The sequence below is a fragment of the Chryseosolibacter indicum genome (assembly GCF_018598585.1).
GTDB classification, from domain to species: domain Bacteria; phylum Bacteroidota; class Bacteroidia; order Cytophagales; family Cyclobacteriaceae; genus Chryseosolibacter; species Chryseosolibacter indicus.
Genome location: NZ_JAHESD010000002.1, coordinates 111,754 through 128,838 on the forward strand (window position 1 = coordinate 111,754; position 17,085 = coordinate 128,838).

Annotated in this window: 8 protein-coding genes; 2 read left to right on the plus strand and 6 right to left on the minus strand. The window is 39.7% G+C overall.

Translation table 11 applies throughout. The features are described 5' to 3' along the window. Window positions 1–65 precede the first annotated feature (65 nt). Window positions 66–3,167: an efflux RND transporter permease subunit gene (locus tag KK060_RS01290; protein ID WP_254151589.1), complete on the plus strand. Its 3,102-nt coding sequence runs from the start codon at window positions 66–68 to the stop codon at window positions 3,165–3,167. An 87-nt stretch (window positions 3,168–3,254) separates the two neighbouring features. On the opposite strand, the gene KK060_RS01295 is transcribed toward KK060_RS01290, so the two are convergent. The 3 genes from KK060_RS01295 to KK060_RS01305 all read right to left on the minus strand — a co-directional run bounded on the left by KK060_RS01295 (window position 3,255) and on the right by KK060_RS01305 (window position 6,696). Beyond that, window positions 3,255–4,709, minus strand: a complete 1,455-nt coding sequence (locus tag KK060_RS01295; RefSeq protein ID WP_254151590.1) for an amidohydrolase — start codon at window positions 4,707–4,709, stop codon at window positions 3,255–3,257. Between the two features lie 125 nt (window positions 4,710–4,834). Further along, on the minus strand, window positions 4,835–5,899 hold the full coding sequence (locus KK060_RS01300) for a glycosyltransferase family 9 protein (protein WP_254151591.1): 1,065 nt from the start codon (window positions 5,897–5,899) through the stop codon (window positions 4,835–4,837). A gap of 11 nt (window positions 5,900–5,910) precedes the next feature. Further along, window positions 5,911–6,696, minus strand: a complete 786-nt coding sequence (locus tag KK060_RS01305; RefSeq protein WP_254151592.1) for a lipopolysaccharide kinase InaA family protein — start codon at window positions 6,694–6,696, stop codon at window positions 5,911–5,913. A 560-nt stretch (window positions 6,697–7,256) separates the two neighbouring features. On the opposite strand from KK060_RS01305, the gene KK060_RS01310 reads away from it, so the two are divergent. Beyond that, window positions 7,257–10,418 (plus strand): PAS domain-containing protein, encoded by a 3,162-nt coding sequence (locus KK060_RS01310; protein WP_254151593.1) that lies wholly within the window; start codon window positions 7,257–7,259, stop codon window positions 10,416–10,418. A gap of 69 nt (window positions 10,419–10,487) precedes the next feature. Here KK060_RS01310 and KK060_RS01315 read toward each other — a convergent pair whose 3' ends face one another. From KK060_RS01315 to KK060_RS01325, 3 genes are all read right to left on the minus strand, one after another. Then, window positions 10,488–11,924 (minus strand): sulfatase family protein, encoded by a 1,437-nt coding sequence (locus KK060_RS01315; protein WP_254151594.1) that lies wholly within the window; start codon window positions 11,922–11,924, stop codon window positions 10,488–10,490. 89 nt (window positions 11,925–12,013) lie between these two features. Further along, window positions 12,014–13,630, minus strand: coding sequence for a RagB/SusD family nutrient uptake outer membrane protein (locus KK060_RS01320; protein ID WP_254151595.1), 1,617 nt, complete (start codon window positions 13,628–13,630; stop codon window positions 12,014–12,016). 21 nt (window positions 13,631–13,651) lie between these two features. Further along, a complete protein-coding gene (locus KK060_RS01325; RefSeq protein ID WP_254151596.1) occupies window positions 13,652–16,798 on the minus strand; it encodes a SusC/RagA family TonB-linked outer membrane protein in 3,147 nt (1,048 codons plus the stop codon). Between the last annotated feature and the right edge of the window lie 287 nt (window positions 16,799–17,085).

A 17,085-nucleotide genomic window follows, 5' to 3' on the forward strand; every position in this document is an offset into this window, starting at 1 on the left:
TGAAAGGTTTAAGATTGATTTTGCTATCGTGTTTCAATTCGTAAAAATTATAATACTACCGTGAGATGAATAAACTGATTAAGAATATCGTAGCTTTCTCATTAAAGAATCGGTTCTTTACCTTTTTCTGGGTAGGCGTGATGATTGCTGCAGGGATAGCAAGCTATCGAAACACTCCAATAGAAGCATTTCCGGATGTAACTAATACGCAAATCATTATTGTTACACAATGGCAGGGGAGAAGTGCACAGGAAATCGAACGATTTGTGTCAATACCTATTGAGGTCGCAATGAATTCAGTTCAACGCAAAACAAATGTGCGTTCTATCTCCATGTTTGGTTTGTCGGTTATCAAGATTATCTTCGAAGATGATGTCGAGGATTTTTTTGCTCGACAGCAGGTAAATAATCAGCTTGTTAACGTTGATCTTCCCGATGGTGTGAATCCTGAGATCCAACCTCCATACGGGCCGACAGGTGAGATTTTTCGATATGTGCTTGAGTCTAAGAATAAAGACACAAGAGAGCTGCTTACTATTCAAAACTGGGTAATTGATAGACAACTTAGGGCAGTACCTGGTGTTGCGGATGTTGTAGCCTTCGGCGGACGCGAAAAGATCTATGAAATACAAGTTAACCCCGCAATGCTTACCAGGTACGATATTACGCCGCTTGATGTTTATGAAGCTGTAAGTAAGAGTAATATAAATGTGGGGGGAGACGTAATTGAGAAAAATGGACAAGCTTACGTAGTTCGAGGTATGGGCCTTCTCAACTCGATTGAGGATATAGAAAATATTATTGTCGAAGATAGGGAAGGGGTTCCTGTCCTGGTACGCAACGTTGCTTCAGTGATACAATCTGATCTTCCAAGAGTAGGTCAGGTAGGTCTTAATAAAAACGACGATGTAGTTGAAGGAATAGTTGTCATGCGGAAGGGGGAGAACTCCAGCGAAGTTCTCGGGCGTGTAAAAGCAAAGATCGATGAACTGAACACGCTGATATTACCGGGAGATGTAAAGATGCAGACGTTTTACGATCGTGATGTTTTGATGACGTACACCACGCATACCGTAATGCATAACCTAGTAGAAGGTATCATCTTCGTCACTGCCATTGTACTCCTTTTTATGGCTGATTGGCGTACGACCCTTATCGTGTCTATTATTATTCCTTTATCCCTTTTGTTTGCTTTCTTCTGTCTTAGAATGAAAGGCATGAGTGCCAACTTACTTTCTTTAGGAGCAATCGACTTTGGAATTATTATAGATGGAGCTGTAGTAATGGTAGAAGGCTTGTTCGTCGCCCTTGACCATACTGCTAAACGATTTGGAATGGAACGATTCAATCGTATCTCCAAGCTTGGCTTGATTAAAAAAACAGCAACGCAAACAGGTAAGGCTGTGTTCTTTTCTAAGCTTATTATTATTACAGCTTTGCTTCCTATTTTCTCTTTTCAAAAGGTGGAAGGAAAAATGTTCTCACCTTTAGCATACACATTAGGTTTTGCTCTACTGGGTGCGTTAATCTTTACACTTACGCTTGTTCCCGTGCTAAGCGCGGTCTTACTCAAGAAGAATGTTAAAGAAAAGCATACGTTTATAGTCTCGTTTTTTGAGCGGATTGTATCAAAAGGTTTTAACTGGACTTTTGCTCATAAAAAGACAACATTAGCAATAGCCTTTTCAATAGTAGCGCTTACTTTATTTTCATTGAAGTGGATGGGGACTGAGTTCCTTCCGCAGTTAAATGAGGGGGCATTATGGGTTGAAGCAAAAATGCCAATGAGCATGTCATTGAATGAAACTGTTAAAATGGTTCGTACACTTCGGGGCGAACTTATGGACTTTAAGGAAGTAAACGGTGTATTGTCTCAAACGGGAAGATCCAATGATGGTACAGATCCGAGCGGTTTCTATTATGTGCAGATGCAGGTAAACCTGAAGCCAAAGGATGAGTGGGATCGAAAAATTACGGTAGATCATCTCATAGAAGAAATGGATACCAAATTGACGAAATACCAGGGTATCAATTATAATTATTCTCAGCCTATCATTGACAATGTGGCTGAGGCGGTGGCGGGAATGAACGCAAACAATGCAGTTAAAATTTTTGGTCCTGATCTGGATGTTCTCGATCAATTAGCGAGTAAAGTTTTGAGAAGCATTAACGATGTGCACGGAATTAAAGACGCAGGTATTCTTAGAAACGTTGGGCAGCCAGAAATACAGATAAAACTTCATGATCATAAAATGGCCCTTTATGGTGTTACCACGGCTGACGCACAAGCAGTTATTGAAATGGCTATTGGCGGTAAAACCGCTTCAATAATGTATGAAGGTGAGAGGAAGTTTGATATAAGGCTTCGCTTTCCTTATGAGTATCGTAAATCAGAAATGGAGATTGAAAATATTCTTGTTCCTTCTCTTAATAGAAAAAAGGTTCCTTTAAAAGAGATTGCAACGATCAGTTCCACCACTGGCCCTGCTTTTATTTATAGAGACAACAATAGCAGATTTATTGGAGTAAAGTTTACGGTTAGAGAACGTGACTTGGGAAGTACAATAGCAGAGGCCCAACAACGAGTTCTAAGAAATGTAGATATACCTCAAGGTTATACACTACAATGGACAGGTGAGTTTGAAAACCAGGTTCGTGCCACGAAAACACTCTCTGAAGTTGTGCCTTTTAGTCTTATTGCAATCTTCGTGTTGTTGTTCATAATGTTTGGTAATGCGAAAGATGCAGGCCTCGTATTAATTAATGTTCCCTTTGCGCTGATAGGAGGGATTATAGCACTTCATCTTACCGGAATTAATTTCGGTATTTCCGCTGGCGTGGGCTTCATTGCATTGTTTGGTATATGTGTTCAGAACGGTGTTATTCTGATTACAGAGTTTAATGAAAATCTTAGGAACAATATGCACCTGTCAGATGCTCTCAAGCTTGGTATTAAGAACCGTACGCGGCCGGTTGTAATGACTGCATTAATGGCATCTATAGGTTTATTACCTGCAGCAATGTCAACGGGTATAGGTTCAGAAAGCCAAAAACCACTAGCCATAGTAATCATTGGCGGCTTAATAACTGCAACGATCTTAATTCTCCTTGTATTTCCTATCATCTACGGAATGTTTAACAGGATAAGAGTTGAGGAGAGTTTCTAGAATTTTGGGGTGTACATAGTTGATCAATACAACTATGTGTCCAGCCTCACATGAGGCTGGACTTTTTTATAACCAGTCGCGCTAAGATTAGTCCCTGTAATTCAATGCAGGCTGTCGATCTCCTAGCAATGATCTGTACTTATAGCTACCAATTGATCTTGTAAACTCTTCTTTCGCCTTAACAATAATTGCAGGATCGGTAAAGAGATCAATACCTGTTTGTGCCATTACTTTTGCAGCAACGATCATTCCTTTGGTTCCTATTTCTGTGCCACCACATGCTACTGCCTGCCAGCTGTGCGCTGGGGTCCCAGGAACCCAGGTAGCAGTTCGAACACCTACAGTGGGCACCGTATAACTAACATCACCAACGTCGGTACTGCCTCCGCCAGCATCTGACTCAGTTTTCAGTGGTGAAATCTTGTTGGCGTCTTCTATAGGAGGTGCAGTAAAATTAAAACTCTCCTGAAGCTTTTTTGCAAATGTATTTTCTTCAGATGTGTATTGAATGCCACCCACCTTTTCAAGGTTCTTTTGCATTATTTCGGCTAATGTTTTATTAATAAGTAAATCATGCGTACCGCCAATAATTTCGAACTCTGCCTTTGTTCCTGTTCCTAGCGCTGCACCGTTAGCTGCATTCACAACCCTCTCAAAAACATCTACAACAACTTCTTTTCTTGGATGACGAACATAATAATATACTTCTGCAAAATCAGGAATTACGTTAGGGGCTTTGCCTCCGTTTGTAATGACATAATGTATTCGGGTCTCCTGAGGAACATGCTCGCGCATCATGTTAACCATATAATTCATGGCTTCAACCGCATCCAATGCACTCCTCCCTTTCTCAGGAGATGCAGCAGCATGCGATGATACTCCCTTGAATCTGAATTTGGCTGACTTATTAGAGAGCGCACTCGTCATTGTAACACCATTTTCTGATGAAGGATGCCAATGAATAACAGCATCTACGTCATTAAACAAACCTTCTCGCACCATATAAACTTTGCCACTACCACCTTCCTCTGCAGGAGTTCCAAATACTTTTATAGTTCCTTTTAACTTACCCGATTCTATTAACTTTTTAAGTTCTATTCCTGCAGCAACGCTCGCAGTTCCAAATAAATGATGACCACAAGCATGACCTGCGCTTTTTCCTTCAATCGCCTTTCGCTCCGGTATAGCGTCTTGTGACAAACCTGGTAAGGCGTCGTATTCAGCAAGAATACCGATTACAGGTTTGCCACTTCCATAAGAAGCGACAAATGCTGTCGGAATACCAACCACAGACGATTGAAGATTGAATCCGTTCTCCTTTAACGTTTTTTGGAGTAGAGCCGAGCTCTTTATCTCCTTATATCCTACCTCAGCGTAATTCCAGATTTCAAGAGCAATTTGTTTATATACAGCGTAATTCTCCTGTATGTTTCCTGAGGCAGCATGTTTCATCTCCTCTTTCGAATTATTGCGCTTGCTATTCTGAGCTACAACAATATTTAATGTAACGAGTAAAAGGAACGGGATAGGTTTAAGATTCATAGGTTTAATTTTTGCAGATGGAAGATAATACTACTTTTTTAGATCCCTTCAGCCATCTCTGTAATTTCCTCGAAGATGACGAGTTGAACCATACAAGTGTCAATAATAATCGAATAATGAGATTTTCAAACGTGGGCGGTAGGTTGAAGAATATTGTTGATTGTTTGAATACATTCCTCAAGGTGGTTTTCTTTGGTGGTATTTATCGAAGTGCTCTTATTGTTGTAGGGTTTGTAAGTATTTTCTTTTGATACTTTAAAGAGCCCAATTGTTGGCGTATGCACCGCACTCGCCAAATGCATCATTCCACTATCTGCTCCTAAGAAAACCTCTGTATTGGCAATAAGTGACCCGATCTCCCTGATATCTTTACTGTAGAAGGAGGGTGCCTTAAACCCGATCAGGGATATATTTTCAACTGGAAGGATTTCGATGATATTAAAATCTTTATATTCTGTTTTCAGCCGGTTGTAGACTTCCTCCCACCATGCTTGCGAGTAACATTTCGATCCCGTCGCGTAAGTGAAGATACAAATTGTTCTTCGGTTATTATTGATTAAATTATTCAAAAGCTTCCTTCCGTTCTCGATTTCAGCAATGGTCAATTTAAGATCAAGATTAGCAACAGGTTTCCTGCTTGCGTTTATGTTAAGTTTAGAAAGATGGTATCTAAAGCTGTACACCGGATACTTGGCCATATGTTGGTAGTCGGGATATTGAGATGTGATATCGCTATTGATGTCGCCAAAAAATTTAAATTTAGCGTTGGCATATTGTGTTGAAAGTCTTCCTGATGATGAATGATTAACAACGTTTATCACGATATCGTATCTATTAATAGCAAGAGATAGCCATCCTTTCATATAATCAATAATATTCTTGAAAGGCTTCCTGGGTAGCTGAATGATATTATTGATATTATCGTAATTCTTAAATATCGTTCGTGCTGAGCTTCCTTTAACAAACAAATCAACTCTTGCCTCTGGAAGAGTATCTGCAATGTCTTGTAGAAGAGGGGTAATGAGTAGCAGATTTCCAAGTCTATGGTTAGGTCGGCATACTAAAATCTTTTTTATCTCTATTTCCTCTTTTAAGTCAAATCTTCGGTTAAGGTGAGATGAGCCAATGTTTCTTGTTAATTTACGTAACACTTTGCCTCTGAAGACATTTATTTTTTTGATTACATTCATAACGGTGCTTCTTAAGAATTGCTCCTCATCAGGTTTTCAATACGGGTAATAGTTAATTTACGAAGTTTTTTTCTGATTGAACGCCGGTATGACTTTCTTTGGCGATATTCCTCCAATATTTTAATTGATGAGGAAACGTCCTCATTGCGAAGTAGGGCATATTCTTCAATGATGGTGTATAAATCCTCTTGTGTAAGGCCAAGGGTCGCAAAGTTTTTTAATCCCTGCACATAGTTAACTGGAAAGAATTTAATTCTATTCAAATCAACCAGTGAGAATTCAAAACGGTCATCTGCTTTAGTAACAAGTACATTCCCATTTGAAAAATCTTTATGGTAAATCTCTGATTTATGAAGTTTTTTGGCAAAGCCTGCGAAGTCTCGTAGAAGTTTTTCTTTTAGGTGCGGCGCTGAATCCTTAAGTTCATTTATGGTCTCAATGAATGTTTGTGCAGGACTAAAAATGCTTATGAAGTAACAACGTGTTAAAATGCCCCATCTGTAGCAGTTTACCCATGCAATATGTTGGGGCGTAGCGATGCCTCTTTCGTTAAGTATAGCAGAGTGGTTAAAAGATTTTTCTGCTTTTGATTTCGCAAACAAACTATATGCAAGTCTGTTAAGGAAGTACATCCCTTTAAAGTCTTTAACAACAATCTCCTGTCCTGCCTCTTTAGTCTTTCTTAAAATATTCCGATTGTCTTTCATTACCGTTCCCATTTCATTAAACGTCTCGGGAAGATTTAATATCCATGACCTCAAGCCGGTAAATTCTGAATCGATATAGAAGCGTTTCATTTAACTTTAGAAAGGGGACCAACAAGTTTAATTGATAGACGGTTTAGTTTGTATTAATATTTCAAGAATTCCAATCTTCAGACATAAGTTGTTGAAAACCAGCTAGATTTTTTTCTACTATGAACCGGCTATATATGAATATTGTCCCATGTGTTAGACTTAAGTATGAGTACTTAATTAAGACAGAACCTGGATACTAAAATGTACTTAAAATTAATAGTTGGGCTATTTTCACAATTCTCAGAATGAAAACGTCTTTGTTTGAAAATAGAAATTGAGTCATTCTGCAAGCCCGTTGTACTTATTGTTTTTTCTGTAACGTTACCAAAACCTTACGAAGTAATTTTTTAGGACAAACAGTATTAACATAGCGTTACCAGAGATATTCGTACTATTTACATCTCATTTTCTAAATGCAGTTTATAGAGTAACGTCAACTGTAAGCAGATATATCTTAAAAACATGTAAAAGTCTTTCATCACTATACAGTAGATCCAATAGTCACACTCATGTTTGGCACATAATAGGTTATACATTCGCGACTAACTATTAACAACCTAATGAAGCTTTTAAATCTTACGCTTGTCCAAAAGGATCGACTAAAGAAGTTGTATGAAAATGTAAATCATCAAAATCACCAGATAAAAAATGCTGCCGATTTTATAAAAGAGATTGAAAGTGGAAATCTTGAAGCGAAGTTTAATATTGATTCCAATGAAGCTGGTACTGATAATTTGTTGGCAGCTTCTTTGGAAAGCATGCGTAATAGGCTGAAGAAGATTTCAATGGATGAAGAGGAACGGAACTGGGTTCGCGAGGGCTTGGCGCAATTCGTTGAGATACTTCGCGCGAAGAATAACAATACAAACGAACTCGCGGATAGCATTATCAGCAACTTGGTGAAGTATATGAATGCTAATCAGGGGGCTCTGTATATAGTTAATGACGATACAGCTGATATATTCATTGAAAGAGTTGCATGTTATGCCTACAGCCGCAAAAAGTTTCAGGATCAAAAGATTGCGTTAGGGGAGGGGTCGATAGGTCAGGTTGTTCTCGAGAAGGAGACAATTTACATGACGAACATCCCAAGTAATTTTATTAAGATTACCTCGGGGTTAGGTGAAGCCTTGCCAAAGCATCTTCTAATTGTTCCGCTAAAGTTAGAAGACAATGTGCTGGGTGTTGTTGAACTGGCCTCATTTGCCAATATACTTCCCTATCAAATTAGGTTTATAGAGCGCCTGGGTGAGAGTATAGCCTCATCGCTTTCTACGGTAAAAACTACGCAGAGAACAAACGCGTTATTGAAAGAATCGCAGTACCACGCTGAACAACTCCGTTCTCAGGAAGAAGAGATGCGGCAGAACATGGAGGAATTGTCTGCAACACAGGAAGAGATGCAGCGCATTTTAAAAGAAGTAGAAGGTAAAGAAGCTTATGTAAAACATTTGCTTGACGTCTCTACGGATTCTATCTATACCGTTGACAAAAGTTATAGGCTGGTTAGCTGGAATAAAACGTTTGCTCGGTCATTAGAACAATTTGGAATGCGCCTTGAAAAAGGTTCCAGTACATTGGATTGGTATAAGGGTGATGAGCGCACAAAACAGTTGGAGCTTTATGAGCGTGCGTTGAAAGGCGAAAATATTAACTTTACTGCTGAGAGTGAAATCAATGGCAGTAAATATTATTTCCATTCAATATATGCGTCACTTACAAATCATCAGGGTGAAATTTATGAAGTAGCAGTTTTTTCCAGGAATGTTACAGATGCAGTTGAAGCTGGTCAGCAAACAGAACGTCTGCTGAACGAATCTCAACAGAAGGCAGAGGAGCTTAAGGCCCAGGAAGAGGAGTTGCGTCAGAACATGGAAGAACTTTCTGCCACACAGGATGAAATGCAGAGAGTCCTGACAGAGGTTCAAAACAGAGAAGCATTTATGACTGATCTCATGAATGCGACGAATGATTCCATCATTACTATTGATAAAGATTACAAAATTATCTCATGTAATAAGGCCACCGTCGAAATGTATTCGAAATTCGGAATGGAGGTAGGGAAGGGGTTCAATATTTTTGATCTGTTTACCCAGGAACAAAGAGAAGTTTATAAAGCTTATTACGACCGGTCCCTAAAGAAAGGTGAGACGTTCGAAGTTACGGAACGTTATTCTTTTAAGGATAGGGAGCAATACTTTGCTGTTACCTACAGTCCATTAAGGGATGAACAAGGTGCAATAATAGGCGCGGCTATTTTTGGAAAGGATATTTCAGAGACGGTTGCCGCGAAAAATAATGCTGAGAAGTTATTGAATGACTCCCAACACCAGACAGAAGAGCTTAAAGCGCAGGAGGAAGAACTGAGGCAAAACATGGAAGAGCTTTCTGCTACGCAGGATGAAATACAGCGTGTTTTAACAGAGGTTCAAAACAGGGAATCATTTATGACCGACCTCATGAATGCAACCAATGATTCCATTATTACTATTGATCGAGAATACAAAGTCATTTCCTGTAATAAGACTACTTATGACACCTATGCTAAGTTTGGAATGGAAGTAGGAAAAGGATTTAATATTTTTGACCTTTTCACCGAAGAGCAAAGGCCGACATACAGGGCTTATTACGACCGGGGACTTAACGGTGAGACATTTGAAGTTACCGAGCGCTATTCTTTTAAAGATAGGGAGCAACACTTTGCGGTAACATACAGCCCGTTAAGAGATAAAAATGGCGCTATTACTGGCGTGGCCATTTTTGGAAAAGATGTTTCTGAAGCTGTTTCTGCGAGAACCAGAGTAGAGAAGCTATTGAATGAATCGCAACAACAGAGCGAGGAGTTGAAGGCGCAGGAGGAAGAACTGAGGCAAAACATGGAAGAGTTATCGGCCACCCAGGAGGAGATGCAGAGAGTTCTGGAGGTAGTTCAAAAAAGCGAGCAGTATATAAAAGGTTTGCTGGATGAGTCCACAGATTCAATTCTAACTATTGATAAAAATTATTGTTTGCTTCATTTTAATAAAACTTTTTCCTCATCGTTCGAATCGAGGGGCACTGCTGTTAATAAAGGATTTGACATACTAAATATCTTTCCTCCGGAAGTAAGAGACGATAAAAGGCTTTTTTACAAGAGGATTTTCAATGGTGAGACGATCGAAATTACTGAGAAACTTACAACTTCAGGGTTTAATAATACCTTTATTGTACGTCACGCACCATTAAAGGACGCAGAAGGAAATGTTGAAGCTATTGCTATAATAGCTCGTGATATTTCAGTGGAAACTCAATCAAAGGAAGAAGTTAATAACCTTTCTGTTAACAGGGAGTTTATGCAGGAAATTTTTAATGGTTGTAAAATTGCAATACATGTTGTAGACAAAGAATTTCGCCTGCTTGATTTTAATCAACCTTTCCAGCAAAGAATTAAGACGAATACAGGCGTTGAATTAGTAAAGGGAATGGTGCTGCCAGATATCATTGAAAATGAAAAAGAACGTGCTCAAATGTACAAACACTTGAAACGAGTATTTAAAGGTGAATCGTTTGAACAGCTCCTGCAATTCACGAGAGGTGAAGTAGTGCATTACTTCAGTGAAAAGTATAGCCCAATTCATGACAACTTAGGAAAGATCGTGGCTGCGGGTATTTACGCCGAAGATGTAACAGAGTTAATCAGCGCGAAGAAATTATATGAAAAGCTTCAGGCGGAAAGAAATTAATACTGTTCTGACGCTTATAAAAAATGCAACCTGAAAAAGGTTGCATTTTTTATTTTAAGTGAATATAACTTATTCTACTGCTGCAGGTTTACGCACATTTCGGCCTTCTTTTTTAACCAGATCATCCCCAAGATCTTCTCTGGCTGATTCCGCCAAAGCTTGAAGCTTCTCTACAATCTCAGGATATAATTTCTGAACATCGTACGCTTCTCCCGGATCATGCGCAAGATCATAAAGTGCCATTGGAACGTCTACACGTGCAATGGTACCTGGTTTACCATACTTGCCATGAAGTTCGTGATAAGAACCTGATGGATGATTGAGTACGAGCTTCCAGTTTTTATATCGTACACCTTCCAGGTTGTTATTGCCAAAGTAATAATAGAACACTTCGCGTGGTCCTTTTCCTGTTTGTCCCAGCCATACAGGAAGAAAGTTCATACCATCGATCTTGTTACTCGGTAATGGCGCACCGGTCAGAGCAGCCAGCGTTGGTAGTATATCCATATTTGTCATTAGCTGGCTATTAACCGTTGATGCTTCTATTTTACCTGGCCAGCGGATAAATAACGGTACACGTGTGCCTCCTTCCCATGATGTGGACTTGCCTTGTCTGAAACCTCCGGAAGAGCCTGCATGATCACCAAAGTTTAGCCAGGGACCATTATCACTTGTTACAATAAGCAACGTGTTGTCTGCAAGTTTTTCCTTGTCTAACGCCTTCATGATTTCGCCTATTGACCAATCTATTTCCATGATTACATCACCAAAAAGACCAAGCTCACTTTTGCCTTTGAATTTTTCAGATGCTGCCAATGGAACGTGTGGCATGGGATGCGCGAGATAAAGGAAGAAAGGGTTCTTCTTGTTGTTCTTTATAAAATCAACGGCTCGCGTAGTGAAGTCCGAAGTTAGTCTAGCCTGACGTTGTAAGCTAAGGATGGAGTCGACTTTAGTGTCGTTCTGATATACAGGTAACACAGGCCATGTGCCTCTGAAGTTGGCAGGATCAGTTATGCGGTTTCCATCGTAGTCCATTGGCCAAATGTCATGTGAATAGGGTATACCATAAAAGCTATCGAAGCCATAGTGCACAGGGAAGTAAGGAGGTTTGTTCCCAAGATGCCATTTGCCATACATCGCAGTTTTATAACCAACTTTTTTTAAAGTAGAAGCAATAGTTTCTTCCTGCGGATTTAGTGCTTTCTTCGCTCCTGGTAGTAGAGCGCCCGTCATGCCAATTCTGTTGGGATAACACCCCGTAAGTAGCGCGGCGCGTGAGGCTGTACAAACTGCCTGGCCTGCATTAAAATGTGTAAAGCGCATTCCTTCTTTTGCTAGGCGATTGAAATTGGGAGTAGGAATTCCCGTCATGCCGTACGGTTCGATGTCACCATACCCCATATCATCCATAAAGATGATGATGATGTTGGGCTTCTCTTTCTTCTGGGCATAGCCGATGACTACTGCCAGGACGAATACAAATAGTAAGCTTATTCTTTTCATAATAGTTTTTCTGTGAGTGTTTTTAAAAAAGAAGAAACAATAGTGGTTCACACTATTGTTTCTTGTTCTTTCTGCTTAAAGGATGTTACCTACCATCCATTTTTGTCCAACTTAGGACTCAGGACGCGCTCATTTTGAGGAACAGGCCATACATAATCTCTTGGAGCAAAAAACTTTTTAGTAAATGAAGCCACTTGTACGGTCTTTAATTCTCCGTTGCTTACGTACGTGATACCATAAACATTTCCAGGAACCACAGTTTCAGCAATTTTCCATCTGCGAATGTCAAATAATCTGTGTCCTTCAAATGCAAGTTCAATTGTTCTTTCACGTCTTACAATCTCTCTCAGTTCTTCTTGTCCAATAGGAAGTGTTATTTCTGGTAAATTAACATCACCTCTTTGGCGGACTTTATTAATGGCATCTGCTACGCTCTGATCAATATCATTAGCTTCAATTTTTGCTTCTGCATACGTCAATAAAACTTCGGCATAGCGTAATTGAATAATATTAATCCCATTGTTCAGCTTGCTGTTTCTGTCTTCAGCATTGATATACTTTTTCAGCGTATATCCTGTAGATGTAGCATAGAATGTGCTACCAACTTCATCAGCAGTTTTGCTGCCTGGTGTCGGGTTAAAGATTTTACCATCAGGAAGTACAGCGCCAGGTACATACAGTGTATAAGCCATTCGGGGATCGCGACCAACATAAGGATTGAATGGATCAAATCCACTTGTAACATCAGTGATTAGCTTTCCATTTTGCATCGTGTACATGTCACTTAGCGCCTTGGTAGGAACAAACTGGTTAGGACTAGGTGTAGTTGTCCCATTTGCACTGTAAGGTGCCATAATCGCAAAAACCTGGTTTGGTAATATGTCTTTCACATATTGCCTGTCAAGTATAACCTCTTTATTAGTTAAATCATTTTCACCAGCATAGGTAAAAAGGTTTTTGTATTGAGAATAAATATCGTACACATTAAGGTCCATTACTTTTTTTGCATCTGTAGCAGCCTCGGCCATACGGCCTGCATAAAGATTGGCTCTTGCTTTTAAAGCTAAAGCTGCACCTTTTGTTATACGTCCTTTTTCTGCAGCACTATGCGTTGTAGGAAGTAGATTTGCAGCGCTATCTAGTTCAGCATCTACAAAGTCCCAAACTTCAGAAACAGGCGCGCTTGTAAGTTCACGTGCTTCTTCAACGGAAATCATCTTTTTAACAAGGGGTACGTTGCCAAACATGGCAGCCAGTTTAATGTACTGAAAAGCACGTAGTGTTTTAGCTTCTCCTATGTACTGTTCAACTACTTTTTTGTTAGCATCTGTAACAACTACTTTATGTATATTGTCAAGTACAAAGTTAGCTGCTGCAACTCCTTTATAAGCCACAGCCCATTCATCTGCAATTACAGAGCTTGAAGCATCCAGGCTTTGCTCAACAAAAGCATCGTTGCTAAAAAATAGATTTACATGTCCGATATCTGAATAAGCATCTCTTCTGAAAATACGTTCTGGTTCATCCAGGTACTGGTATGCGGCGTTAACAGCTAGCTTGGCATCGTTATCACTGCCACTCCAGTAAAATTCATCTAACACTCTGTCAGTTGGTACCGTTTCGAGCAAGTCATCTGTACAACCTATCGTGCCAAGTGAGCACGATAGTGTAGTAATAGCTATGATAGAATATTTTTTAAATCTCATGATTTCAATCATTAGTAGTTGTTAAAATTGAACATTAACGCCCAGTGTCATAAGAGAAACCTGAGGATAGTATAATGCTCTTCCAGATTCCACTTCAGGATCAAGTCCCCATTCCTTCAACTTAGAGAAGGTCAATACATTCGTTGCTGAAGCGTATACACTAGCCTTTGTCATACGTGCTTTTTCAATAAGCGACGAAGGAAGGTTATACGTCAATTGAATATTCTTCAGCTTCAGGTAAGAAGCATCCAAAATCATTCTGTCCGAAGTATTCACGTTTTTTAACTCGCGTTTTACAGGACGTGGGAATTTAGCGTTTGGATTAGTTGGTGTCCAATAATTTCCTTCTACAACGGAAGGTACGAATCCCTCGTTGTTACCCATTTCAGCAAGTGCACCTGATAATCTTACGTCCATATCTGCAGCTCCTTGGAAGAACGCTGCCAATTCAAAATTCTTGTATCCAAGGTTAACTGTAAAGCCGTAAGTAAACTTAGGGAAGCTTGTGCCAATCATCATCATATCATCTGCGTTGATGATCTTATCGTTGTTACGATCAACATACTTCACATCGCCTGGTTTTGCTGTTTTTTTGTCACCGTAATCGCCAATCGTTGGATATTGAGCAATTTCAGTATCGTTTTGAAATAAGCCATCGGTTTGGTAACCCCAGTGTGCATTAATAGGAAGACCTTCCTTAATTACATAACGTGGGTCTATGTCATTTCCAGTAATATAAGGTCCTGTTCCTGCAAGGTCAACCACTTCATTCTTGTTCATAGCGAAGTTACCGCTAAAGCCATAGGTGAACCCGGGCTTAAATTCTCCTCTATAACCAAGAGCAAGTTCAATCCCGCTATTATCTACAATACCCGCATTTTGAGGTGCTGGAAGAAGTCCAACAGTTGAAGGAATTGGAAGGTTTATCAAAATGCCATCAGTACGTTTCTTATAGTAATCAAATGATAGACTGAGGTTTTCAAATAGCAACGCATCGAAACCTACGTTTGTCTGCTCAGTTGTTTCCCATGTTATATCCCTGTTAGCTAATTGTTTGAAACCATATGATATTACAGAAGCACCTCCGAAATAGTATGCGCCTGGGTCATAAGCCTGATAGTAGCTATAAAGTCCTACGGCCTGATTACCTGTTTTTCCCCAAGATCCTCTTATCTTAAGTTCTTCTATAAAGTTTACGTTTTCAAGGAATTGCTCTTCCGAAATTCTCCATCCTGCTGAAACCGAAGGGAAAAAGCTATATACGTTATCTCCAATAAAGCGAGATGATCCGTCATAACGACCGTTTACTTCAAATAGGTACTTGTCAGCAAAGGCATAATTTACACGCAACATATAAGAGCGAAGTCCCCATTTGGTATCGCGGCCTCTGTTGTTTCTCGTTCCGTCATTTGCACCTTGTCCGATTGATTGAACGTCGTTGCTATAGAATCGCTCTCTATATGCCCATAATGAGTCAGTTGTATTAGAGATTTCAGAGTGTCCTATCAACGTTGAAATGTTGTGTTTGCCAAACTCTTTTTGGTAAGTCAGTAAATTGTTGATAGTATACTCAGTAGCATTAATTCTAGACTCTGCAAGCGAATTGTTGGCCGGAACTTTTGTAATATTTTTAACCTTGTCCGTATTACTAAAAGAATTTGTAAAGTCCTTCTTACGTGTCAAAACAATACGTGGCGCGATTTGGGTGCTAAACTTCAATCCATCAACAATCTCCCAGCTTGCACGCAGGCTACCAATGATATTTTCAACTACCTGTGTTGATTTTCCACCAAGTTCAGCATACATAAGCGGGTTGTGTCCTTGGCTGCTTAATCCGTAGGATCCATCCGAGTATTTAGGAACTGCGAAAAGTGAACCATGGAAAAGCCTGTCATAAATTGTGGATTCCAAAGTAGGTGTAGTTGAACGCTCACGTCTGTAGTTCAAATCTCCTGATACTGAAATTCTCTTTGATATGGCAAAGTCAGAATTCAACCTTACATCTTTCAGGTCAAAGTCATAACCTTCTATTAACGCATCTTGGCGCATATTGCGCGCACTCATACGGGCCTTAAAGTTCTCGCTACCACCACTTACGGCAATAGAATTATTATACTGCGGTGCAGTTTTAAATAACTCTTTATACCATACGTTTGGTAAAGGATATTGTTCACGGTCTTTGCTGTTTACCCAGGTCTGGATAGACTCATCGGTGAACATTGCTGGTACTGCAAGCCCGGCGTTGTTATAGGCAGTCTGTTGTAACCTCATATACGCCTCAGTATCCATCATTTCAGGATTATTGATTGAGCGCTGTAAAGCATAGTATCCATTATAGTCTACTGTAACTTTACCTTCTTTTGCTCTCTTTGTCGTGATAAGGATTACACCATTTGCAGCTCGTGAACCATAGATTGCTGTGGAAGCAGCATCTTTTAGAATTGATACAGACTCGATGTCATTCGGATTGATAAAGTTCATATCCTGTTCAATTCCGTCTACAATTACTAATGGGTCATTCTTGCGCTTGTTGTTTTTGTCAGGTAAGCTGGTAGTACCACGTATGGTAAGAGCAGTTTTAGCTCTTCCTGGTATACCACCCTGGTCTTGTACAGTTAATCCTGCTGCCTGCCCTTGTAGGGCCTGAGATAGATTAGAAAGCGGTCTTACAGTAAGCGCTTCTGTTTGTACAGTGGCAACTGAGTTGGTAAGACTTACCTTTTTCTGCACACCATATCCTACAACTACAACTTCACCTAGTGTAGAGATATCTTCTGCCATTACAACTTCAATCTTTGTCTGGTTACCTACAGGTATTTCCTGTGGTGTATAACCAATAAATGAGAAGACAAGTACGGCATCCGGATTGGTAACGTTCAAAGTAAACTTACCATCCCCATCGGTGGTGGTACCATTAGCCGTACCTTTCTCTAAAACGTTAACACCAGGCATAGTTTCTCCTCCAGAAGTTACTGTACCTGATATGTTTATTTCAGATTGTTGAAATAATGATGATGCAAAACTTGAATTGGTATTTGTGTAAAACAATACACTACTTGCATGTGCTTGTGACGCAGCAAAAGAACCAGCCAATATAAGAACGGCAGGCTTTAAAGTGTAAGGTCTCCACTGCTTATGCCTGAGGCATTCCAGTATAGATAATTTCATATGTGGGGTTTAATGTTTTAATCGGTTTTCTCAAATGCCTGCATCTCCTTGAGAACAGGTAAGAACAAAAACAGGACTGGTTTTTGTTTTTAATTGATTCACTAGGTCTGAGTCATGTCATTTGCGTTAACTATATTTCTATCTCAATAGGTTTGTGTGCTGCTAATAATTACAATAACCGCACTTAGCGCCTTACAATAGAGCACACGTTATACACCTCTTTTTAATCGGGCGTAAAACTATGTTTGTTTATAGATGATTAGTTCGCAATATCTTTTATGATCTTA

Excerpts from the sequence above, each read along its gene's own strand:
- KK060_RS01300 (WP_254151591.1), bottom strand. The coding sequence starts at position 5,899 with ATGAATGTAATCAAAAAAATAAATGTCTTCAGAGGCAAAGTGTTACGT.
- KK060_RS01320 (WP_254151595.1), bottom strand. The coding sequence starts at position 13,630 with ATGAGATTTAAAAAATATTCTATCATAGCTATTACTACACTATCGTGC.
- KK060_RS01295 (WP_254151590.1), bottom strand. The coding sequence starts at position 4,709 with ATGAATCTTAAACCTATCCCGTTCCTTTTACTCGTTACATTAAATATT.
- KK060_RS01310 (WP_254151593.1), top strand. The coding sequence starts at position 7,257 with ATGAAGCTTTTAAATCTTACGCTTGTCCAAAAGGATCGACTAAAGAAG.
- KK060_RS01305 (WP_254151592.1), bottom strand. The coding sequence starts at position 6,696 with ATGAAACGCTTCTATATCGATTCAGAATTTACCGGCTTGAGGTCATGG.
- KK060_RS01290 (WP_254151589.1), top strand. The coding sequence starts at position 66 with ATGAATAAACTGATTAAGAATATCGTAGCTTTCTCATTAAAGAATCGG.
- KK060_RS01325 (WP_254151596.1), bottom strand. The coding sequence starts at position 16,798 with ATGAAATTATCTATACTGGAATGCCTCAGGCATAAGCAGTGGAGACCT.
- KK060_RS01315 (WP_254151594.1), bottom strand. The coding sequence starts at position 11,924 with ATGAAAAGAATAAGCTTACTATTTGTATTCGTCCTGGCAGTAGTCATC.